Origin of the sequence: Streptacidiphilus jiangxiensis, assembly GCF_900109465.1 — a bacterium.
GTDB lineage: Bacteria > Actinomycetota > Actinomycetes > Streptomycetales > Streptomycetaceae > Streptacidiphilus > Streptacidiphilus jiangxiensis.
On the sequence record NZ_FOAZ01000011.1, the window covers coordinates 110997 to 133714 of the forward strand.

The window sequence follows — 22718 nt, forward strand, 5'->3', positions numbered from 1 at the left end:
GGTGACTCAGCGACGGCTTCGGCGGAAGAGGCTCCAGCGCTTCGGTACCTCGGACTCCCGCGGAACAGGCGCCTCCGATGCCTCCGGCTCCTCCGGCTCCTCCGGCTCCTCCGGGTTCGCCGGGTTCGCCGACGACTCCGGCTGCTCCTCGCTGCGGCGGACCGCGTCAGCGACCGTGGCGGCGAGGTCCAGGAACGTCGTGTCGAGCCAGGGGCAGGCGGCGACCAGCGCGCACAGGGTCGGCAGGACCTCCACCGGGCGGGTCTCGAAGGCCTTCGCCGCGCCGAGCAGGCGTTCCACCAGGAGGTGTCCGACGTCCTCGCGGGTGGCGGGGTCGCTCCAGGCGACGGCCACCAGCGCGAGACCGGCCGCCTCGGTGACCCAGTCCTCGGGGCCCATCAGCAGGTCGGTGAGGATCTGGCGGCGTTCCGACTCCGGCCACGGACCGTCGGTGCCGTGGTGGGCGATGCCCAGGCAGGCGAAGGTCTGCACCGCGCGCACCCACAGGTCCGGCGCGTTCGCGGCGAGAACGCGCCCCTGGTCGTCCTCGCGCGGCAGCGGCGGGTGCGCCAGCACGCCGAGCAGGTCGGCCGGTGGGACCGTCGCCAGGCGGACGGCGTGGTCGTAGGCGGCGGGCAGCGACGGCCAGGCGTACTCGGCCACCGCCCGGACCGCCTCCTGTGCCTGCGCCGAAGGCGCGGGCACCGCGGGCTCGGCGACGGAGCCGCGGTACCGCCAGATCCGCGTGGTGACGGGGGAGAGCGGCTGTCTCGGATCGGGCCGGGGTATGGAGCGGAACTCGAGCTCGGCGTTCGGAAAGGCCTGAAGCAGCGTCAGTGCCGAGCTGGGGGCCTCGACGGCGGAGGTGACGACGGAGAGCCGGTGGTCCGGCCCGATGTCGGGGCTGCGCAGGAACTGCCGCAGCGCGTTGGTCGTGGCCTCACGCGCGGGGCTGACCCCGGCCAGCCACGGGCGGCCGCTGCTGTGCTGGGCCAGGACCGTCGAGGCGTAGCCGTGGTCGGGGTGCTCGCGCAGGTGGTCGGCGAGGGCGAGGAGGTGGGCCGGGTCCTGGTCGACGGAGAAGCGGATGCCGAACAGGGCGGGGACGACCAGCGGGTCCGAGGCGTCCGCGGCGACGGCCTTCTCCGCCCAGGGCAACCCCAGCTCGGGCCGGCCGGTGGCGGCGTACAGCTCGGCGACGTCCACGTGCAGGCTGAGGTCGGCCGGGTCGCGGGACAGCTCGTCCGTCCACACGGCGATCGCCTCGTCGGGGCGTCCGGCCGCGCGCAGCGCGTAGCCGAGCATGACGGCGCCCATGTGCGAGGGCTCGACCGCGACGGCGGCGCGGGCCCAGGCGATGGACTCCTCGTGGTCGCCGTAGCGGCGCGCCAGGCCGGACGCCATCGACAGCAGCATCGCCTGCCGCGGGTGGGCCGCGGTGACGGAGCGGACCGCCGCGTAGAACGGCCGCAGCGAGGTGCACAGCACCTCCGGGAACGGGTCGGGCAGTCCGGAGCCGACGATCCGGCCGACGGCCTGGGCGAGGACCTTCGGGTCGACCAGCTCGGCCAGGTCGGCCCGGCTCAGCCAGGCCACCTCGGACCAGGGCCGGCCGGGCTCGGTCGCGACGACCTCGGCGAGCAGGCGCACCGCCTGGTCCCACCGCCCGCAGGCGGCGAGCAGGTTGGCCCGTGCGGCGACGGCGCCGATGTAGGGGCGCTCCATCGGGAAAAGGGCCAGCGCCTCATCGGCGCCTCCGGCGCGGGCGGCGAGCTCGCCCAGGGCCTCGTGCGCCTCGGGCAGGGTGGGCAGGGTGGCGATGGCGTTGGCGAGGTGGGCGGCGGCGTGCGCCAGCTCCCCGCTGTCCATGGCGAGGCGGGCCACGGCGATCTCGCCCTCGGCGTCGAGCCGGTCCGCCCCGCCGACGGAACACGAGTGCAGCCCGTCGATGTCTCCGGAATCAGCCATGGCCGAACCCTAGCCCCGTGTACGGACAGTCGGCTGCCCCATTCCGGTGACGGGGAAGTTGTCGCTGGATAGGGCATGCTTGCTCGCGTGTCCACTCCGCAGAAGAGCAGCCCGAACGCCTCGCCCGCCCGGCGCCAGGAGATCCTGCAGACCGCCGCGCGGGTCTTCGCCGAGCAGGGGTACAACGCCACGACCGTGCGGAAGATCGCGGACGAGGCCGGGCTGCTGGCCGGGAGCCTCTACTACCACTTCGACTCCAAGGAGTCGATGCTCGAGGAGATCCTCTCCGGTTTCCTGGACGAGCTGTGGGAGGGCTACGACGAGGTCGTCGCCGCGGGTCTGAGCCCCAAGGAGACGCTGGAGGCACTCGTCACGGAGTCGTTCCGGGAGATCGACCGGCACCGGGACGCCGTGGCGATCTACCAGAAGGAGGCCCGCCAGCTCGCCGCGCAGCCGCGGTTCGAGTTCCTGGCGGAGTCGCAGCGGCGCTTCGAGCAGGTGTGGTTGGAGACCCTGGAGCGCGGGGTCTCCGCGCAGGACTTCCGTGCGGATCTGGATCTGCGCCTGGCCTACCGGTTCCTGCGTGACACCGTGTGGGTGGCCGCGTCGTGGTACCGGCCGGGAGGCGGACACAGCCCGGAGCAGATCGCCCGCCAGTACCTGTCGATGGTCCTGGAGGGCATCGCCGTTCCGGGCTGAGCGCCGCGTGCCGGGCTGAGCGTCATTCAGCCACTGTCACCGCGCCGTCGTCGGAGCCCCGCCGCTTGGGGCGGCTGAACCGCAGGTACAGCGACGGCACCACGAACAGCGTGAGCAGCGTCGAGCTGACCAGGCCGCCGAGGATCACCACGGCGAGCGGGTACTCGATCTCCCGGCCGGGCTGGTTGCCGGCGATGACCAGCGGCACCAGGGCGAGGCCGGTCGCGAGCGAGGTCATCAGGATCGGGGCGAGACGTTCGCTCGCACCGCGGACGACCAGGTCCGGGCCGAACTCCATGTCCTCCTCGTTCTCCAGATGCTGGCAGTGATTGATCATCAGGATGCCGTTTCTCGCGGCGATCCCGAAGACCGTGAAGAAGCCCACCAGCGCTCCGATGGTGACCTCCGCCCCGCCGAACCAGACCGCGATCAGGCCGCCGACCAGCGCCATCGGCAGGGTGACGAAGAGCAGCGTCGCCAGGCGCCAGGAGCCGAAGGCCAGCTGGAGCAGCAGGAAGATCGCCACCCCCGCCAGCGCCGCGGTGGTGAGCAGGCTCTGCTGGGCCTGCTGGCGCTCCTCGTACTCGCCGAGCAGCGCGTAGTGCGAGCCCTGCGGGACGTGGACGTTGGCGGCCAGCCTGGCCTGGATCTGGGAGACCACGCCCGACAGGTCGGCGTCGCCCGCGACGTTCGCGCCGACGTCGATGTAGCGGGAGTTGTCCTCACGGGTGATCAGGTACGGGTCGGGGCCGAGCGTCACGCTCGCCACGTCGCTCAGCTTGATGTGGCCGCCGGTCGGGGTGTCCAGCGGCAGCGAGGCGATCGCGCCGGCGTTGGCCCGCACGGCCGGGATGCTCCACACGTAGACGCCGTAGACCTGGTTGTTCTCGAAGACGTTGCCCATCTCCTGGCCGGCCACCAGCGTCGCCGCCTGCCGCCGCACGTCGCCGGGCTTCAGCCCGTACTTGGCGGCCTCGGCGAGGTTCACCTCGACGTTGATCTGCGGGGTGTCGACGGAGAGGTCCATGTGCGGGTCGACCACGCCCTTGACGCTCGCGACCTGCCCGAGCACCGACTGGGCGGTGGAGCGCATCTGCGCCAGGTCCTGGCCGTAGACGCGGACGGTGACCGCCTCCTTGGAGCCGCTGAGCACCTCCTCGATGCGTTCGTTGAGGTAGGTCTCCACGTCCCGGTACAGGCCGGGGTGGCTGTCGACGACCGCGCGGACCTTGGCGACGGTCTTGTCGTAGTCGACGTTGGCGGCGATGTGGATCCACACCTCCGCCGCGTTGATGCCGACGATCTCCTCGCCCTGCGGGGCGCGCCCGATGTGCGCGCCGAAGTCCTCGACGCCCGGGATCGCCCGCAGTTCGGCGTCGAGCTGGGTGGTGGTGCGCAGCACCTCCTGGTCGGAGGTCCCCGGGATGGCGTCCCAGTGGATCAGCAGGTCGCGCTGCTGGAACGTCGGGAACAGCGACTGCCCCAGCTGAGGCGCGATCAGTGCCCCGCACAGCACGACGGCGGCGAAGACGGAGTAGGCGGCCGTCGGCCGGGCCACGATCCGGTTCAGGAACCGGTCGTACCAGCGGCGCAGCACCCGCACCAGGGGCGACTGGAAGCGCTTGAGCGGTGCCCGGCGCAGCAGGATCAGGGTCAGCGCCGGGGTGACCGTGAGCGCCACCGCCATCGAGGCGATGATCGCCAGCGTGTAGGCGAAGGCCAGCGGCCGGAAGAAGGCCGCCGTCAGGCCGTGCAGCATGAAGACCGGCACGGCCGCCGCGACGATGATCAGCGTCGCGTAGACGATCGGGCTGCGGACCTCCAGCGAGGCGCCGAGGATGATCCTGGCCGTGGACTGCGTCGACTTACCGCCGTCCTTGCCGGTGCGGCGGGCGATTCTCAGACGCCGCAGGATGTTCTCCACGTCGATGATCGCGTCGTCGACGACCGCGCCCAGTGCGATGATCAGGCCGGCCAGCACCATGGTGTTGACCGTCGCGCCGACCGTGCGCAGGACGAGGACCGCCGCCGTCAGCGAGAGCGGGATGCTGACCAGGCTGATCAGCGCCACCCGCCACTCGAAGAGGAACAGCACCAGGATCACCACGACCAGCAGGAAGCCGAGCAGCAGCGAGTCCAGCAGGTTGTGGATGGAGTCGTCGATGAAGTCGGCGGGTCGGAAGATGTGGCTGTCGAAGGCGACGCCCGTCAGGCCCGGCTGCATCGCCTTGAGCGCGTCGTCGACCTGAGAGGTGATCTTGAGCGTGTTGCCCCAGGGCAGCTTCTCGACGACCAGCAGGATGCCCGGCTTGCCGTTGATGATCGCGTCGCCGATGAGCGGCTGGTAACCCTGGGTCACCTCGCCGATCTGGCCGAGCGTCACCTTCTTGCCCTGCGCGGCCTGGTCCTCCAGCGGGATCTTCGCCAGGTCGGCGGGTGTCTGCACCGACAGTTGGTGGGCGACGGACAGGCGCTGGTTGTCCAGCCCCGGCACGCCGCCGTTGCCGTCCAGGAAGCCGCCCGCGCCGACGACCGCGCCCGTGGAGAACTGCAGCGCGCCCGAGTCCAGCGCGTCGGCGGTGGTCCGCTCCACGTTGTCGAGGGTCACCTGCTGGGTGGCCATCTTCTTCGGGTCCACCTGGACCTGGAAGGCCTCGGGCCGCTGGTCCCAGATCGACACGTCCGCGACGCCGTCGACGTGCAGCAGCCGCGGCTTGATGGTCCAGTAGGCCAGCTGCGACAGCTCCATCGGCGTCAGCGGCTTGCCGTTCGGGCCGTTGCCGCTGGCGGTCATGCCGATCTGCAGCACGCGCGCCGTTGCGGAGACCGGCGCCAGCATGACCGGCGGGCTCGCCCAGCGCGGCAGCGTGGGCCGGACGGTGGCCAGCCGCTCCTGCACCAGCTGGCGGGCGTGGAGCAGGTCCGTGCTGGGCGAGAACACCATGACGATCGAGGAGAGCTGTGGCACGGAGGTCGACCGCATCTGCGTCAGCCCCGGCATGCCGTTCATCGCCAGCTCGAGCGGCACGGTGACGAGCTGCTCCACGTCCGAGGTGGACAGCCCCAGGCTCTCGGTCTGGATCTCCACCTGCGGGGGAGCGAACTCCGGGAAGACGTCCACCGGCGTACTGCGGACGGTCGAGATGCCGATCGTCATCATCGCGACGGCCGCGGCCACCACGAGGAACCTGAAGTTGAGGCTCCAGGAGACGATCGCCCGCATCACCCCGCCGCGCGGGTGTCCTTGAGCCCGCATCACTCTTCCCCCACTCCGTACTCGACGCCGAGGAGCTCGGCCGCGCCGACCACGACCACGGGCGTGCCCGCGGTCGGCCCCGCGCCGAGGGCGACGGTGTCGCCGTCGTACCGCGCGATGGTGATCGCATGCCGGGTGTAGGCGTGCCCACCGTCCGGGACGTACACCCAGGGCACTCCGTCCGGGTCGTAGATGATCGCGGTGATCGGCACGTCCGTCTCCCCGCGGCCGCCCGGCACGGACGTCACCGTCTGCAGGCGCACGCGCCGTTCGGCGAGGGGAGTGAGCACGACCTTGCGGACGTGCGCGTACCCCGGGAGGGTCGCCGTGGCGCTGGGCAGCGGCTCCAGCGTCGCGGGCGTGTAGGCGGCGGGGGTGTCGTTCTTCGGCCCGCAGGCGGAGAGGGCGGCGGTGGCCACGAGGGCAGCGACCAGTACGGCAAGGGCGCGCGGCGCGCCGGTCATCAGGCCGCGCCCTCTGCGGGGTCGGACGCCGACGCAGGCGAGGAACCATGCAGCTCCTCAGGGGCGCGAGAACCACCCGCGTCGGGACGGCCCCGCTCGTTCGGCGCGCCACCCGGCTGGGTGGCTGGTCGCGCCCCGGGGCGGAGCCCCTCGTCCACGGAGCCGCGCGCCCCCGGCTGTGCGACCTGCTCGCCGCCCTCCCCGCCGCCCGTCGGGAACGGCACGGCCTCGTCCTCGTCCGAGGGAGCCCGGCCCGCGAACGCCGGGAGGAGGAGCAGGGTGACCACCGTGGCCGTCACCGCGCCGCCCATCAGGACGAAGGACAGCGGGCGGACCAGTTCCAGGCCCGCGATGTCGCCGCGCAGGGTGAACGGTGCCACCAGCAGGATCAGTCCGATCGCCGAGGCGACGACCGGGAAGGACGCCTCCCGCGCGGCCACCGCGGACGCGCCGCCGTGGCCCGCGAGCTCCAGTTCGCGCGTGCGCCGCAGCACCCGGAGGCCGCCGCGGACCGCGAGGGCGAGGACACCGAGGAAGCCGATCAGCTCCCCGGCGCTGATCGCGCTGCCCGCCGCGTACGCGGTGAGCGCGCCGCCGGCGAGCGAGAGCGGAAGGGAGGCCAGCAGCAGGCCGGCCCGCGGCCAGCTGCGCAGTGCCGCCTGGAACAGCAGCAGCGTGCCGAGCGCGCAGCCGATCGCGACCAGGATGATCTGGAGGGCCGCGCCCTGCTGCTCGGCGATGCCGCTGGAGACCTCCGCGTGGTAGCCCTCCGGGAGGGTGACCTTCCGGACGGCCGTCTGGACCTGCGAGACCGCCGTGTCGGCGTCCACGCCGTGCAGCGTGGCGGTGATGTCGAGGTAGCGGGAGGCCTGGTCGTGGTCGATCTCCGTCGGCGCGGGCGCGATGGCGACGGTGGCGACGTCCTTCAGCGGGACCTGGCCGCCGCTCGGGGTGTCCAGCAGGAGGTTCTGGATGTCGCCGAGGTTCGCGCGGACCGTGGGCACGCTCCAGACCGCGACGTCGAAGATCTGCTGCTGCTGGTAGTAGCTGCCGACGGGGATGCCCGAGATGAGCACGGCGGTGTCGCGTCGCACGTCACCGGGCTTCAGGCCGTAGTTCGCGGCCTTCGCGACATCGGTGTCGATGAGGATGGAGGGTTCCTGCGTCGGCTCGTGGACGGTGGCGCCGCTGACGCCGTGGATGCCGTCGACCACGGAGGCCAGCTGGTTCGCCTCCGTCGTCAGCGCCGCCCAGTTGGTGCCGTAGAGACGGACCGTCAGGGGGGCGTTGCCGTCGGGGCCGATGCTGTTGGTGGGCGCGCCTGCGAGGGCGGTCTGCGCGTAGGTCAGGAGCTGGTGGGAGAGGGCCGGATAGTGGCTGAGCACCTCGGTGATCCTGGCCTTGGTCCGGCCGAGGTCCGCGTTGCCTGCGACGGTGAGCCAGGTCTGCGCGGAGTCGACGTTGACGATCTGGTCGCCCAGCAGGGCCTGACCGATGTCGCTGGCCACGCCCGTCACACCGGGGACGCCGCGCAGCTCCGCGCCGGCGGCCTCGGTGGTCTGCCGCATGGCCGGCAGCGAGGTGCCGGGTGCGGCGCTCCACTGGACGACGAGGTTGCGGTCCTGCGGAGCGGGGACCAGTCCGCCGCCGCCGAACTGCGGGATGATCGCGAGCGCGGCCACGCCCAGCACGCCCGCGAGGGTGACCGCCGCGACCCGGCGCCGGGCGAAGACGCGGGCGGCGCGGTCGTGGACGGACTCGATCCAGCGGGCGACCGGCGGCACGGCGCGTCCCTCGGGGGCGCGGCGCAGCAGCAGGAGCGAGAGGGCCGGGGTGACGGTCAGGGCGACGGCGGCCGCGGCGACCATGGTGAGCACGTAGGTGAAGAGCATCGGTCTGGTCAGCTCGCCGTTGCTGCCCGGGACCATCAGCAGTGGCACCGCGGCGAGCAGCAGCACGGCCAGCGCCCAGCCGAGCGGGCGGCGCACGCCGAGCAGCGCCTCGGTGATCGCGGCGGCGCGGCCCTCCCGACCGCGGTCCGGCGAGTCCGGGGAGCCCGGGGGCGCCTGGTCGAGCCCCCGTTGCACGGCGGCGACCGCCGAGACCGCGTCGTCGACGACGACGGCCAGGGCGACGGCGAGGCCGGCCAGGGTGAACCAGCTGAAGGTGGCGTCGCGCAGGTCCAGCACCCAGGCGGCGGTGATCAGCGGCAGTGCTGTCGCGACGAGGCCGATCAGGGCGACCCGCCAGGAGCGCCAGGCCAGGCCGAACCAGGCGACCAGCAGCACCAGCCCGGCGAGGGCCGCCCAGCCGAGGTTGGCGAGCGCGGAGTCGAGATAGGTGGCGGGCCGGTAGACGTCGGTGTCGACCTTGACGCCCTGCAGGCCGGGGGCGAGCTCGGCCATGGCCTGCCGCACGCCCCGGTCCACGGCGAGTGCGTCGGCGCCGGGGAACTTCTCGACGACCAGCAGGAAGCCGGTGCCGTCGGCGGACTGCGAGGTCAGCACCGCGTCGCCGCGCAGCGCCGGGTGGTCCTCGACGACGGTGGCGACGTCGCCGAGCTTCAGCTTGCTGACGCCGGTGTCGACCTCGACGGGGACCTTGGCCAGGTCCTGCGGGGTGGAGATGGGCAGCAGGTGCTGGACGGAGAGGCGCTGGTTGGGTGTGTCGATGAACCCGTCCGCGCCGGGGGTGGAGGCCTCGACGAAGGTGAGCGGCGAGGTCCACATGGCGTCACCGGTGGTGTTGATCACCTGGGAGAGCGTCACGCCCTTGGCGCGCAGCTTGGCCGGGTCGATCAGGACCTGCAACTGCTGGTCGCGCTGGCCCCAGATGGTGACGTTGGCGACGCCGGGCACGGCCAGCAGCCGTGGGCGGATCCGCCAGCGGGCCAGCGTGGACAGGTCGATCGGGCTGACCGTCGAGGAGGAGATGCCGACCATCAGCCCGCGCGTCTCGGCGGAGAGCGGCTGGACCATGACCGGCGGGGTGCCGACGTTGACCACGGCCGGGCCCTGGTTGACGCGTTCCTGCACCAGCTGGCGGGCGTGGTAGATGTCCGTGCCCGGCTTGAAGGTCAGCTCGATGTCCGACAGGCCCGGCAGCGAGCGCGAGCGCAGATGGTCGAGGTAGGCGACGCCGTTGAGCTCGTCCTCCATCGGGACGGTGATCAGCTGCTCCACTTCGTTGGCGGAGAGCCCCAGGGCCTCGGTCTGTACCTGCACCTGCGGTGGCAGGAACTCGGGCAGTGTGTCCACGGCCGCGTTGCGCAGCGACCAGATGCCGAGCCCTGCGACCACCAGTGCCGCCACGACGACGACGGCGGCGAGTCGCAGGCATGACGCAATGAGCCAACGCACGAGACGTTCCCCCGTTCTTCGGTCCCCCCACGGCAGCAACCACTGACGGAACGTCAGAAAGTTGGGTGGATGCCGTGTTCTCTCCCCCGGTACGAAAGTCGTCTAACGCAACTACCCACGTTCGGTCGAATGCAAGCGGTGCCCGCTTGTAAGCGGAGCGTGGTCCCCTGAGTGCGTGAAGATGACGTGAAGTAAGTGTGTCACTACGTTGAGTGGGCTGCCAAGGCACAGGGCATATCGGGACGGCAACAATGGTTGGACCAGTTCATGAGCCTCGAACCGCACCCCGCCCGCCCGTCTGTGCTGATCAGCGCGGCGATGTCCGTCGACGGGCACATCGACGACGCCGCTCCTGAGCGGCTGCTGCTCTCCTCCCCGGAGGACTTCGACCGGGTCGACGCGTTGCGGGCCGCGTACGACGCGATCCTGGTCGGCGCGGGCACGCTGCGCGCCGACGACCCCCGGCTCGAGGTGCGTGACGAGGCCCGCCGCGCCGCGCGGGTGGCCCGCGGCCTCCCGGAGCACCCGCTCAAGGTGGCCCTGGTCGGCCACGGCGGCCTCGCCGCCGACCTGCGCCTGTGGCAGAGCGGCGGCGCGAAGCTGGTCCTGGCGCCGGACGCGGCGGTGGCGGGGTTGCGGGCTGAACTGGGTGAGCGCGCGGAGGTCGTGGGCACCGGCGCGGGGCTGGATCCCGCGCGCGTCCTGGATGCGCTGGCCGCACGGGGCGTGCGCCGGCTCATGGTGGAGGGCGGTGGCGCGATCCAGTCGCTCTTCCTGACGGCGGGTCTGGTCGACGAGATCCAGCTCGCCCTGGCCCCGTTCTTCGTCGGCGACGCCGCCGCGCCCCGCTTCGCCCCGCCGGTGGCGGGCGCGGTCTTCCCGCAGGACGCGGCGCACCGGATGACGCTGCTGGGCGCCCAGTCCCTGGGCGACCTCGTGGTCCTGCGCTACGCCGCGCGCCGCGCGGACGCCTCCCGGGTGACGACGGCCGACGTCGACCGCATGCGTCTGGCGATCGAACTCTCGCGCGAGTGCCCGGCGTCGGAGACGGCGTACTCGGTCGGCGCGGTGATCGTCGCCGCGGACGGCACGGAGATCGCCTGCGGCTTCAGCCGCGAGGGCGGCGACGACAAGGTGCACGCGGAGGAGTCCGCGCTCGGGAAGATCGACCTCACCGACCCGCGGCTGCGGACGGCGACGATCTACTCGACGCTGGAGCCCTGCTCGGTCCGCGCCTCACGGCCGCACCCGTGCGCGGAGCTGATCCGCGCCGCGGGCATCGGCCGCGTCGTCCTGGCCTGGCGGGAGCCGGCGCTGTTCGTGGCGGACTGCCAGGGCGTCGAGCTGCTGGAGCAGGCGGGCGCGACGGTCGTGGAGATCCCGGCCCTCGCCGAGGAGGCGCGGGCCGTCAACGCGCACCTGGTCAGTCGGAGTTGATCATGCTCTGGGCCGCGTACACGAGGTAGTTCCACAGCTCTTCCTCGTGCTCCGGGTCCAGCTCCAGCGAGGCCACCGCGTCCCGCATGTGCGTGAGCCAGGCGTCGTGCGCGGCGCGGTCCACCTTGAACGGCGCGTGGCGCATCCGCAGCCGCGGGTGGCCGCGCTCGTCGCTGTAGGTGCGCGGGCCACCCCAGTACTGCATCAGGAAGAGCGTCAGACGCTCCTCCGCCGGGCCGAGGTCCTCCTCGGGGTACATCGGGCGCAGCAGCGGGTCCGCGGCCACGCCTTCGTAGAAGCGGTGAACCAGGCGACGGAAGGTCGGCTCGCCGCCGACCCGGTCGTAGAAGGTCTCGGTCTGCAGGGTTCCTCGCTTGATCTGGTCCACGCGTCCATCCTCTCAGACCGCGGAAGTCACGCGTCGTCCCACCGGAAAAGCCGGAGCGAGACCGCGCACAGCACCACCGCCAGCGCCAACAGCCCGCCGATGGTCGGCAGCGCCGCGTCCACCCCCTTGCCCCGGCTCAGCACGTCCTGCATCGCCGCCGAGAGGTGGTGCAGCGGCATCACCTGGGCGACCGACTGCACCCAGCCGGGGGCGAAGTCGAGCGGGAAGAAGGAGCCGGAGAGGAACGCCATCGGCAGCACGATCAGCTGCGCCACGCTCTGCGCCGCGTTCTCGGTCTTCGCGAAGGAACCCGCGAGCAGGCCGATGGACATGAAGCAGACCGAACCGCTGAGCACCAGCGGCACCGCCAGCCACCAGTCGCCGGTCAGCCGCAGACCGTAGTAGGGCAGCGTCGCGACGCCGAGGAAGACCGCGGTCTGCACCAGTGCCACCACCAACGTCACCGCCGTCGGAGCCGCGACGACCGCGGTCAGGCTGACGGGGGCCAGCCGCAGCCGCCGCAGGATGCGCTTGCGGCGCCAGGCCACCAGGGTCAGCGCGGCCGAGAAGGTGCCGGAGGTGGCGATCGCCCAGCCCAGCAGGCCCGGGGTGAGGTACTGGATCGGCTTGGTGGACTGGTCCTCGACCTGAGCCGTGGTCAGCGTCCAGGCGGGTGGGCGGCCGGTGGCGTCCTGGTTGGCCTGCTGGACGACGGCGTCGACCAGACCCTGGACGGTCGCCGCGCGGGTGGCGTCGCCGGCGGAGAAGTGCAGCAACAGCTGCCCGGAGGCGGTCTGCTGCAGCGCGCCGTCGTCCGTGCCGTCGCGGACCTGCTTCAGCGCGTCGGAGAGGTTGTCGTCGCGCTTGATCGTCAGGCTCCTGCCGAGCTCCGCCCGCTGGGCCGGCGTCATCCGGTCCAGCACGCTCACCGGGCCCACCTGCAGCACCGTCGAGTGGGCGGCCGAGCCGCCCTTGAACAGGACGCCGAAGAGCAGCAGGAACATCAGCGGGAACAGCACGGTGAAGAAGAGCCAGGTGCGATCGCGCGCGTTGCTGACCAGCAGCGAACGGGAGAGCGAGAGGAAGGCCTTCATTCTCTGAACTCCCGTCCGGTCAGGTGCAGGAAGACGTCCTCCAGGGTGCCGCCGCGCACCTGGAGCCCGTGCAGCTCGCCGCGCGCGCCGAGCAGGGCCAGGACGGGCGCGGGCTCGCGGGTGGCGAGCACCAGGGAGACGCCGTCGTCGACGACCTCCACGTCGTCGCCGAGGGCGGCGCGGGCCTCCGCCGCGCTGAGCGCGCCGGAGGGGACGCTGATCCGGGTGGGCGCGTCCAGCTCGCGGATCAGCGCAGCGGGCGGGCCGGTGCGCAGCACCTTCCCGTGGTCCATCACCGCGACGCGGTCGCAGAGGATCTCGGCCTCGTCGAGGTAGTGGGTGGTGAGGACGACCGTCCGGCCGTCGGCGTTGATCTCGCGCAGCAGGTCCCACAGATTGCGCCGGGCCTGCGGGTCCAGGCCCGTCGTCGGCTCGTCGAGGAAGACCAGTTCCGGCTCGTGGACCAGTGCGCAGGCGATGGACAGCCGCTGGGCCTGGCCGCCGGAGAGCTTCTCGGCCTGGGTGCCGGCGAACTCGGTGAGGCCCACGCGGGCCAGCATCTCCTCGGCCCGCCGCGCGCCGACGCCGTAGAGGGAGGCGAAGGCGGCCAGTTGTTCATGGGCCGTCAGCCGCTCGAAGAAGGCGGAGGCCTGGAGCTGCACGCCGATCCGCGGCAGCAGCCGCGGGTTGCGCGGCCAGGGGCGCTCGCCGAACAGCGTGGCGGCACCCTCGTCGGGCTCGCGCAGGCCCTCCAGGATCTCCAGGGTGGTGGTCTTGCCGGCTCCGTTCGGGCCGAGCAGACCGAAGAACTCGCCGCGCCGGACGGTGAGCGAGACCCCGTCGACGGCCTGCACCGCGCCGTAGCGCTTGCGCAGGCCGTCGGCGGTGATCGCCGCGTCCTCGTCCCCTGTCGTCACCGTCACGTTCCCCCCGTTCGGTGGTCGGGCCCTCAGGCCCGGGTCAGGCGCAGTGCACCGTGATGGTGGTCCACGCGCCGACGTGGATCCGGTCGCCGTTCTTCAGCTCGACCGGGGTGTACTTCGGCAGCGGCTCCGCGGCGCCGTTCAGCGTGGTGCCGTTGGTGGAGTTCTGGTCGATGACGACCCAGCCGCCGTTCGGCTGCTCCTGGAGCAGCGCGTGCTCGTGCGAGGCGCCCGGGTCCTCCGGGGCGATGGACAGGTCGATCTCCGGGACGGTACCGCGCTGGCTGCTGCGGCGACCGATCCGGAGCTGCCCCTGGCCGGTCATCGGGATCCGGCGCTCGGGGGAGTAGGGCGGGAAGTAGAGACCGGCGGCGTCGGGGCCGCTGCGGGACATCATGTCCTGGAAGTAGTCGCGGTCGGCGGTGACCACGGCGATCCAGGTGCCCTGGTAGGCGGGCGCGCCGCCCTGCGGTGCCTGCCCGACGGAGGCGGAGGACGGACCGAACGGGTCCTGGCCGCCGCCGGGGCTGCTGCTGCCGGGGAAGGCGCCGCCGGCCGGGGTGGGCGGCGCGAGCACGTACTCGGTGTTGCCGCCGTTGGTGTCACCGGTGATGTACGAGTCGTAGCCGCCACCGCCCGTGACCGGGCCGGAGACCGGCGGTGCGACCGGCGCCGGAGCGGGCTCGCCGAGCACCGGCCCGCCGACCGGGAACGGCTGCGGAGCCGGCTGCGGCTGCTCCGGGTACGGCTGCCCGGGGTAGGGCTGGCCCGGGAACGGCTGCGGCGCGGGCTGCGGCTGACCCGGGTAGGACTGACCGGGGTAGGGCTGGCCGGGGTAGGGCTGGCCGGGCCCCGGGAAGGACCCGGCGCCCGGAACCGGGCCGGGGACCGGAGCGGGGGCCGGCACCGGAGCCCCCTGCGGTGCCAGGTCCCAGTTGTAGCCGCACTCCTCGCAGTACTGGCCGGTGCGCGGCGTGGCGCAGATCGGGCAGACCGGTAGACCGGCCGTCATCCCGGCGGGGGCCGGTGCGGTCGGCTGCCACGGCTGGCCCGCGCCCGCCGGCTGCGGCTGCGGGGCCGGCTGCCCGGTCATGGGCGTCCCGCAGTAGTCGCAGTAGTCGGTGGTCTGCGAGGTGTGGCCGTTCTGGCAGATCGGCATCGTGCAAGCCCCCCTCGGGCTGGCTAGGCGGTCGGCAGCGCGTCGAAGCAGCGGGCGGACCCCGCTACTTCTTCACCCTGACTGTCTTCGTCGAGCGGGTTTCGAGCGTCATCGAATCCTCCGCGCTCACGTCCTTACGGAAGCGAACGGTACCTTCCTTCGCGTCGACCACGTCCACCACCTTCGACAGCAGCTTGAAGGTGTCCTCGTTGCCCGAGTCGGCGGCGAGCTGAACGGCCTTGCCCAGCTTGGCCGTCGCCGTGTCCAGGTCGCCGCGGCGGTGGGCGTCGAGGCCCTCCTGGATGGCTCCGGCGAGCTCCGCCTGGCCGGTGTAGTGCGCGACCTGCGGGTTGATCTTGGTGGAGGCGTTGAGGTCGTCCGTCCACACGGCCTTGACCAGGCCCTGCGAGAGCACCTCGGACGTGCCGTCCGGGTGCGGGACGACCAGGCTGATCCGGCCGGCCAGCATCTCGTCGCCGACGCCCGCCGGCGGCACCTCGATGCAGACGTGGTAGTCGCGGCTCTCGTCGCCCCAGGAGCCGGTCGGGTAGTCGCCGGCGCGCGGGCCCGCGTCGGACCGACGACCGCTCAGGTCCTCGACCACCGGCGCGACCTGCTTGACGAACTTGACCTGTGCGTTGGCGGGCGTCCACACCCGCAGTGCGACGTCGGCGACAGCCTTGCCCATGGCCTTCTCCATCATCGCCTGGAAGTCCGCGGCGAGGCCGGAGGGGTCGGCGACGATGTCCACGCTGCCGAGCAGCGCGGAGGAGATCCGGCGCAGCTCGGCGACCTCCCAGTCGGTCCCCACACCGCGGCAGTCCGCGGTGAAGCGGCCCTGGACCCGGTCCAGGGTGTGCTGGAGCTGGTCGGGGCGCTCGTGCTCGTTGCGGCCGTCGGTCAGCAGGATCGCGTGGCGGATGGAGACATCCGGCCGGGTGGAGAAGATCTGGTCGGCCTTGGTCAGCCAGGTGCCGATCGCGGTGCCGCCGCCCGGGGTCAGCCGCCGCAGCGACTGCTTGGCCTCCTCGCGGGTGCCGGGGGAGGAGATCGCCAGCTGCCCGCCGCCCGGGTAGACCTCCTTGGCCTCGTGGGTGCCCGCCACCACGGCGAAGGCGACGCCGTCGCGGACCGAGTCGATCGCGACGGCCGTGGCCTCCCGCGCGTTGCGGATCTTGGTCGGCGGGTAGTCCATCGACCCCGAGCAGTCCACCGCGATGACCACGGCCGCGTCCGGGCCGTCCAGCGCGCCGCCGTAACCCGCGGAGGGGAGCGAGGCGCTGGTGCCGCCGCCGGTCGCGGTGACCGTGACGATCGCGTTGACCTCGTTCGCCCCCTGAGCGAGGTACGCGTTCTGGAAGATGTCGACGGAGAACTGCGGGAAGTTGGACTTGGTGAGCTTGGCCATGGGTCAGCTCTCCCCCTCGCGTAGCTGAATGGTGGGTGAATCGAGACTCTCGCCCACGAGCGTGGGCGGGTGGTCCGGCAGCGTGGGCTCGGGCGGTTCCACCGGGTCGACGGGGAGCAGGGCGACGGTGATGTTGTCGTGCCCGCCCCGGTCGCAGGCGTAACGCGCCAGAATCTGCGCGGCCTGCAACGGCTTGGTACGGGCGTCGGCAGGGACGACGGCGGCGAGGTCGACGGCGCCCTCGGCATAGTTCCACAGGCCGTCGCTGCAGATCAGCACGGTGCCCGGGGTCTGCGGGACGAAGCTCATGGTGTGCGGTTCGACCTCGACCGCGTCCGCGCCGAGCCAGCCGGTGATGGCGTGCGCGCGCGGATCGGCGAAGGCCTCGGCCTCGGACATCAGACCGGCCTCGACCATCCGGGTCGCCCAGGAGTCGTCCACGGTCAGTCGTTGCGAGCCGGAGCGGTCGTCGGGGAACCAGTAGGCGCGGCTGTCGCCGACCCAGCCGACGGTGACCCGGCCGCCGGTCAGCACGGCGCTGACGATGGTGCAGGCGGGGGAGTTCCGGCTGGGCTCGCGCTCGAACTCGTCCGCGAGCGCGTCCACGCGGTCGGCCGCGGTCATGATCGCCCGCACCATCGCCGCCTCCGGCTCCTCACCGGCCTCCAGCGCCTCCAGCAGCGCCTCACTGGCACTGTCGGCGGCGGCCTGGGAGGCCTCGTCGGGCCTGGTCGCCGAGGACACCCCGTCGCAGACGACGGCCACCACGGCCGGGCTCCCGTCGGGCCGCGAGGTCGCCGCGACGGCGAACGCGTCCTCGTTGCGGTGGTGCCGGTGCCCGCGGTCACTGACCCCGCAGACGCCGTTCAGCGCCCGCTCCTGATGATCCCTCGGCCGTGGCTGGGCCAACCCGCACACCTCGCAGTACCCGTCGGTGTCGATCCGCTGGGCGCCGCAGCCGACGCACACCCGCGCGTCCCCGCTGGGCACCCCGCTCCACGGGTCCGCGGCGACCGGAGCGACACCGACCTCCGCCTCGGTGGCCAGCAGCGGCGCGGCCAGCACGAAGTCGCCGGTGGCCCCGCTGGGCACGGCGGCGCCTCCGGCGCCGAGGCCGGCAGCGGACGGGGCGCCGGTCGGGTCGGCTGCCCCCGCGGGCGCGCCCGCGCCGAAGGCGGACCCGCCCGCGAACTCGGCGGCGGCTGCCGATCCGGCCGTGCCCGCGCCGAGCTGGACCTCGGGGTCCGCGGTCGCGCCGAAGGTGACGTCCGGGCAGAGCGCCACGGCGAGAGGGTCCGGCGCGGCGGACAGCTCGGCTGCGGCGAGCGCGGCTGCCGCCCCCGCGCGTGGGTCGGCGCCGGCTGCGCGGGTGGCAGTGAGGTCGATGCCGCACTCCTCGCAGTACCGGTCCGACTCCGCGACCGCCTGGGCGCAGTTGGGGCAGGAGAGGGTCAGTTGGTCCATGCTCTCGGTCACACCCACGTCCTCGGGCGCGTGCGGTTGGCCCGCTCGACCCATGCGATCCGTTGTTCGGGGCTTTCGGCCAGTCGGGCCAGCTTGCGGTAGGAGTCCTCCAGGGCGAAGCGCAGGGTGCGCTCCTCCGCCGGACGGCCCAGCAGGGTCAGCGGGGCGGCGGGACCCGCCGGGTCGGGGCGGCCGGCCAGGACCCAGCCGAGGGCCTTGCCGAGGACCTCGACGGACAGCTCCTCGCGGCGCCGCGCGTCCAGGCCGAGGCCGCCCAGCTCCTGCGAGGCCGCGTCCAGGTCGTGGCGCAGCGGTTCCTGCGGGGCCCGGTCGCGCAGTCGCGCCCGCACCGTCGCGATCCGCGCCGCGACGTAGTGCGTGGACTCCTTCGGGACCGACTCCAGTGCGGCCACCGTGCCCGGCCGGTCGCCGGAGGCGAGCAGCACCCGGGCCAGGCCGAACGCCGCGCTCACGTAGGAGCGGTCGGTCGTCCAGACCAGGCGGTAGAACTCGGCCGCGTCCTCGCGCTCGCCGAGGGCCTCCGCGCAGACGCCGAGCGCCAACTTCGGCGCGGCCTCGCCGGGGAACGCGTCGTAGACGGCGTCGAAGGACTCCGCCGCCGCGCGCAGCGCCGCGCCGGCCTCGGGGCCGGTGGGCGCGGAGGCCGCCGCCAGCGCGGCCAGGCCCCGGTACCAGACGACCCGCCAGTCGTCCGGCGCGTCGGTGCCGAGCTCGGTCAGCGTCGCGTGGACGGAGGCCAGGTCGCCCGTCTCGATCAGCGCGCGGAGCCGACGCAGGCGCAGCTCCACGGAGTTGACGGGCGCGGTGTTCAGCGCGCCGAGCACCTCGTCGGGCGCGGTGGCCATCAGCGAGGCCAGGAAGCCGGCGTTCGGGTCGCCCGGGTCGATCCGGGGGACGGGCAGGGCCAGGGCCGCGGCCAGGGTGTCCAGCGGCAGCACGGCCGGGACGGTGCCGACCGGCGCCAGGACGGGGTGGTCGGGCGAGGTCGCCGACTGCTTCTTCCGGCCGCCGCGCGTCGAGGCGGGCGGCTCCTCCAGCTCGCCGTGGAGCAACTCGGTGTCCACGACCCGCAGTTCGGGGCCGAACAGGGTGGACAGTGCGGGGCGCGCCTTGCCGTCCTGGAGCGCCAGCACCTCCCGCAGCACGCCGGTGAGCTGCTCGGCCATCTCCTGGGCGGAGGAGAACCGGCGGCCGGCGTCCTGGTCGGTGGCGCGCACCAGCAGGCGGTAGTAGGACTCGTAGCGGTCGAAGACCTCGACCTCCTCCGGGCCGGGCAGCGAGTCCCGGTAGACCGTGGAGAAGCCCTGGAAGTCGAAGCTCATCACCGCGAGCGCGCGAGCCACGGTGTAGAGGTCGGAGGCGGGGGAGACGCCCTCGGCGGCGACCTCGGGTGCCTGGTAGCCGATGGTGCCGTAGATCGCGCCGTCGTCGTCCTGGCGACGGACCGCGCCCATGTCGATGATCTTGAGCTGGTCCTCGGACTGGATCACGTTGTCCAGCTTGAAGTCGCAGTAGATCAGGCCGCGCTGGTGCAGGTAGCCGAGGGCCGGCAGGGCCTCCAGCGCGTAGGCGATGGCCTGCTCGACGGGGAGCGGCTCGCGCCGCCCGTCCGGCAGCCGCCGCGCGTCGGCGATGTCCTTGAGGGACTTGCCGCCGACGTACTCCATCACGATGTAGCCGTCCCGGGTTCCCTTGCGCGGGTCCGGGTGCTCGACGAAGTTGATGATGCGGACGATGTTGGGGTGGTCGACCTCGGCCAGGTAGCGGCGCTCGGCGATGGCGACGGCCAGCGCCTCCTCGTCGCCGGTGTCCAGCAGGCCCTTCAGCACGATCCACTTGTCGTTGACGCGCCGGTCGATGCCGAGGTAGATCCAGCCCAGACCGCCGTGCGCGAGGCAGCCGACCACCTCGTACTGGCCGCCCACCAGGTCGCCGGGGAACAGCTTGGGCGTGAACGAGTACGCGGTGCCGCACTTGGTGCAGAAGCCCTCGGTGCGGCCCGGCACGCCGTTCTTGGAGCGGCCGACCGGCGTCTCGCAGCTGCTGCAGTAACGCTTCCGCTCGGCCACCTCGGGGTTGGCCAGCACCTTGGAGCGCGGGTCCTCCTTGGGGATCGGCGGCACCGTCACCAGGCCCGCGCCGAGCGCGCCGCGCTGGCTGCGGGTGGTGTTGCGGGTGCTGCGCACCGACACCGAGCTGCTGCGGCCCGTCCGCGCGGAGCGCGAACGACCCGACATGGTTCGCGCGCTGCGGGAGGTCGAGCCGGTGCGGGTGGAGCGCGAGGTCGAGCCGCTGCCGCTGCCGCTGCCGCCCTGCGCCGGGATGGACGCGGAGGGCAGCGGTGCGAGACCGCACTCGGTGCAGTAGCCGTCGGCGTCGATCACGCCGGTGCCGGTGCAGTCGGGGCGCACGCACGGCGCGCCCGGCCCGCTCGGCGCCGCCGACCTGACGCTTGCCTGTCCGCCCGCCTGTCCGGTGCCGGTCGCAGCGCCGGCGGCGCCGGTCCGGGCGGCTGCCGGGAGCGGCGCCAGGCCGCACTCGGTGCAGTAGCCGTCCGCGTCGATGACTCCCGTGCCGGTGCAGTCCGGCCGTGTGCACGGTACCGCGTTCATCCCCGCCATCCCCCTGCGGCCGGAGCCGCAAAAGTCGTGAGTTGCTGTGCCTTCATGATGCTTCCCCCCGTGGGCGCTCAGGCACCGTAGGGTCGTCCGTCGACCGGGCCGTTGGCGTGCTGCTGCTGGACCGCGCGCAGGCCCTGCTGGTAGCGCTGGACCGCGTAGTCCGCGGCGCGCAGGTCGCAGGGGGCGCTCCAGAGCATCCGCCGGGCCTGGTCGTAACGCTCGATCAGCTCCGGGTCCTCGGCGACGCCGAGCCGGGCCGCCATGGCCTTGTACGCGTCCAGGCGCCCGCGCAGTTCCGCGCGGACGGCCAGCGGCGCGGTGACCGCGGTCAGCGACTCCCGGGCTCGCTCCAACTCCCGCTCGGACGCCGCCTCCAGGGTGTCCAGCAGCGGGCCGAGCTGGGACCAGCGGCCGTGCCGACGCAACTGCTCGGCCTGGGCCAGGCGTTCGCGCATCGCACTGGCCGGGCCCGGTACCGTCGGCACCTCGGTGGCGGCGATCTTCGCCAGCACCTCGCCGCGGGCCCGGCGCGACTCGGCCAGGGTGGCGTCGGCGCGGGCCAGGGTCTCGCCGACACGCTCCAGCCGCTCGTCGGCGTCGTCGCGCAGCCGGACCAGGTCGGTCAGTTCGAGTCGGATGTCCTCCACCGCGCGCTCGGCGCGGTCGTAGCGGCCGGTCTCCACCGAGCCGCCGACGGGAGCCCGGCCGGGCGCCGGGGCGCCGATCGGCCGCGGGGTCCAGAAGACCAGCGGGTCGGAGACGACCTCGCCGCGCAGCGCGGCCAGCTCCTTGGCGAGCTCCTCCAGCGCGTCGCCTGCGGGGTGTTCGCCGGGCAGCACGCCGACCGAGCGGGCCAGCGCCTGCACCCGGCCGAGCTCGGCCAGCAGCAGGTCGATCCGGGCCGGCAGCGCCGACCAGACCGCGTCGGCGGCGGAGGCCACCTCGATGATCCGGCCGTACCACTCGTTCATCCGGTCGACCAGGTCGCGCAGGCTCACCTGCTCGCTCAGCCGCGCCCCGCCGGTCAGCGACGGTCCCGCGGCCGGCAGTTGGCTGCCGGCGACGGTGACGCCCTTGCCGCGCAGCAGCTCGGTCAGCTCGATCAGCTCGGACTGGGTGGGCCGGGTGCGCCGGGAGCGCACCGCGCGGGCGGCGGCCAGCGCCTCGGAGTAGGTGTCGAACAGGTTCCACATCAGCTGCAGGCCCGGCTCGGCCGCCGACCAGCGCTCGGCGGTGAGGCCGCTCAGCTGCGCACCCTCCAGCAGCCGCCGGCCCGGGTGGTCCTGCAAGGCCAGCAGGGAGGACTCGACCGCCTCGCGCTCCTCGCCGAGCCCCTTGAGGGTGCGGTCCACCTCCTCGCGGCTCATCACGGGACCGTACGGTCCGGTCAACGCCATGCGTGCTTGTCTCCCTGGTGGTCGTGCCGATGGTCAGACTGTCAGATCCGGACCTGGGCGGGGACTTCCGGGCCCGACCTTGTCACGTCCTTGACGGTGCTGTCAGCGGTAGTGCGCGGGGGGCGGGGTGGCCTCCTGGCCCGTGTGGGACTTGAGCCACTTGTCGTAGCTCTGCTGCCAGTCGCCGTTCGCGATGTACGACTGGAGGACGGCGTTGATCCGGGCGACCAGGTCGGTGGACCCGAGCTTGACCGCGATCCCGTAGTACTCGGTGTCCAGCTGGCCGGACAGGATCCGCAGCGAGTGGTCCTGCGCCTGCTGGCTGACGGCGAGCGCCCCGTCGGTGATCGTGGCGTCGACCTGGCCGAGCTGCATCAGCACCAGGCAGTCCAGCTGGTTGGCGACCTTGACCTCCTGGGACTTGTACGGGCTGCCCTGCAGCAGGGCCTCGGCGGTGGAGCCGGTCGCCGTGCAGATCCGCTGTCCCTTGATGCCGTCGTTCAGGCCGGTGACCTGGGAGCCCTTCGGCACCAGGATCTGCTGGCCGGTGGTGAAGTAGTCGGCGGAGAAGGACACCTGCTTCTCGCGGGCGCAGTTGTGCGTGAACGTGCGCACCACGACGTCGACCAGGCCCTTCTGCAGCGCGGGGATGCGCTGGTCGGTCGGGACGGCCAGCAGCTGCACCTTGTTCGGGTCGCCGAGGATCGCGGCGGCCAGCGCGCGCACCAGGTCGATGTCGAAGCCCTGGATGGTCCCGTTGTCCGGGTCGCGCGAGCCCCACAGGTAGCTGTTGGTGTCGATGCCGGCGATCAGCTTGCCGCGCTGGATGATCCGCTGGACGTCGAGCCCGGAGTCGGAGGTGCTCGGCGAGGCGGAGGCCAGCTTGTCGCAGTTGCCGTCGTCGGTCGGCGCGCGGTCGATCCGCACCTGGGACTGCCGTGCGCCCGCGTCGTTCGGGTCGGCGGCGGAGCTCCCCGCGAAGGCGAACCCGCCGAGCAGCAGCGCGGACGTCACCGCCCACACGCCGGGGCGCCGCAACCAGTTGGTGGTCTTCATCTCT

General features: G+C 73.0%; 15 protein-coding genes. 2 read left to right on the plus strand and 13 right to left on the minus strand.

Annotated elements, in window-relative coordinates:
* Positions 1 to 6 precede the first annotated feature (6 nt).
* Positions 7 to 1968 carry a tetratricopeptide repeat protein gene (locus BMY61_RS21650; protein ID WP_052438775.1) on the minus strand — a complete coding sequence of 654 codons (1962 nt, stop codon included), beginning with the start codon at positions 1966 to 1968 and terminating at the stop codon, positions 7 to 9.
* Between the two features lie 87 nt (positions 1969 to 2055).
* Between BMY61_RS21650 and BMY61_RS21655 the strand changes: the two genes are divergently transcribed.
* Positions 2056 to 2667, plus strand: a complete 612-nt coding sequence (locus BMY61_RS21655; RefSeq protein ID WP_042449091.1) for a TetR/AcrR family transcriptional regulator — start codon at positions 2056 to 2058, stop codon at positions 2665 to 2667.
* Between the two features lie 22 nt (positions 2668 to 2689).
* Here the strand turns inward: BMY61_RS21655 and BMY61_RS21660 are convergent, their stop codons facing one another.
* The 3 genes from BMY61_RS21660 to BMY61_RS21670 are packed head-to-tail and all read right to left on the minus strand — an operon-like array spanning position 2690 to position 9746.
* Positions 2690 to 5923 (minus strand): efflux RND transporter permease subunit, encoded by a 3234-nt coding sequence (locus BMY61_RS21660; RefSeq protein ID WP_201777576.1) that lies wholly within the window; start codon positions 5921 to 5923, stop codon positions 2690 to 2692.
* On the minus strand, positions 5923 to 6387 hold the full coding sequence (locus tag BMY61_RS21665) for a hypothetical protein (RefSeq protein ID WP_042449096.1): 465 nt from the start codon (positions 6385 to 6387) through the stop codon (positions 5923 to 5925). The genes BMY61_RS21660 and BMY61_RS21665 overlap by 1 nt, the downstream gene beginning before the upstream one ends.
* Positions 6387 to 9746 (minus strand): efflux RND transporter permease subunit, encoded by a 3360-nt coding sequence (locus BMY61_RS21670; RefSeq protein ID WP_052438776.1) that lies wholly within the window; start codon positions 9744 to 9746, stop codon positions 6387 to 6389. Before BMY61_RS21670 ends, BMY61_RS21665 begins: the two co-directional genes overlap by 1 nt.
* A gap of 267 nt (positions 9747 to 10013) precedes the next feature.
* On the opposite strand from BMY61_RS21670, the gene BMY61_RS21675 reads away from it, so the two are divergent.
* On the plus strand, positions 10014 to 11183 hold the full coding sequence (locus tag BMY61_RS21675; RefSeq protein WP_042449099.1) for a dihydrofolate reductase family protein: 1170 nt from the start codon (positions 10014 to 10016) through the stop codon (positions 11181 to 11183).
* Here BMY61_RS21675 and BMY61_RS21680 read toward each other — a convergent pair.
* The 9 genes from BMY61_RS21680 to BMY61_RS21720 form a co-directional block, all read right to left on the minus strand.
* Positions 11170 to 11571, minus strand: coding sequence for a globin (locus BMY61_RS21680; RefSeq protein WP_042449102.1), 402 nt, complete (start codon positions 11569 to 11571; stop codon positions 11170 to 11172). The two genes, BMY61_RS21675 and BMY61_RS21680, sit on opposite strands and share 14 nt — an antisense overlap.
* 26 nt (positions 11572 to 11597) lie before the next feature.
* On the minus strand, positions 11598 to 12665 hold the full coding sequence (locus BMY61_RS21685; protein ID WP_042449106.1) for an ABC transporter permease: 1068 nt from the start codon (positions 12663 to 12665) through the stop codon (positions 11598 to 11600).
* Positions 12662 to 13588 (minus strand): ABC transporter ATP-binding protein, encoded by a 927-nt coding sequence (locus BMY61_RS21690; protein ID WP_042449110.1) that lies wholly within the window; start codon positions 13586 to 13588, stop codon positions 12662 to 12664. Before BMY61_RS21690 ends, BMY61_RS21685 begins: the two co-directional genes overlap by 4 nt.
* Before the next feature lie 37 nt (positions 13589 to 13625).
* Positions 13626 to 14747 carry an FHA domain-containing protein gene (locus tag BMY61_RS21695; protein WP_042449113.1) on the minus strand — a complete coding sequence of 374 codons (1122 nt, stop codon included), beginning with the start codon at positions 14745 to 14747 and terminating at the stop codon, positions 13626 to 13628.
* Positions 14748 to 14811: 64 nt separating this feature from the next.
* On the minus strand, positions 14812 to 16155 hold the full coding sequence (locus tag BMY61_RS21700; RefSeq protein WP_042449116.1) for a vWA domain-containing protein: 1344 nt from the start codon (positions 16153 to 16155) through the stop codon (positions 14812 to 14814).
* A 3-nt stretch (positions 16156 to 16158) separates the two neighbouring features.
* Positions 16159 to 17631, minus strand: coding sequence for a PP2C family protein-serine/threonine phosphatase (locus tag BMY61_RS21705; protein ID WP_244904218.1), 1473 nt, complete (start codon positions 17629 to 17631; stop codon positions 16159 to 16161).
* Positions 17628 to 20261 carry a serine/threonine-protein kinase gene (locus BMY61_RS21710; protein ID WP_425314698.1) on the minus strand — a complete coding sequence of 878 codons (2634 nt, stop codon included), beginning with the start codon at positions 20259 to 20261 and terminating at the stop codon, positions 17628 to 17630. The genes BMY61_RS21705 and BMY61_RS21710 overlap by 4 nt, the downstream gene beginning before the upstream one ends.
* 68 nt (positions 20262 to 20329) lie before the next feature.
* A complete protein-coding gene (locus BMY61_RS21715) occupies positions 20330 to 21628 on the minus strand; it encodes a hypothetical protein (protein ID WP_236656055.1) in 1299 nt (432 codons plus the stop codon).
* Positions 21629 to 21760: 132 nt separating this feature from the next.
* On the minus strand, positions 21761 to 22714 hold the full coding sequence (locus BMY61_RS21720) for a glutamate ABC transporter substrate-binding protein (protein ID WP_042449125.1): 954 nt from the start codon (positions 22712 to 22714) through the stop codon (positions 21761 to 21763).
* Positions 22715 to 22718 lie beyond the last annotated feature (4 nt).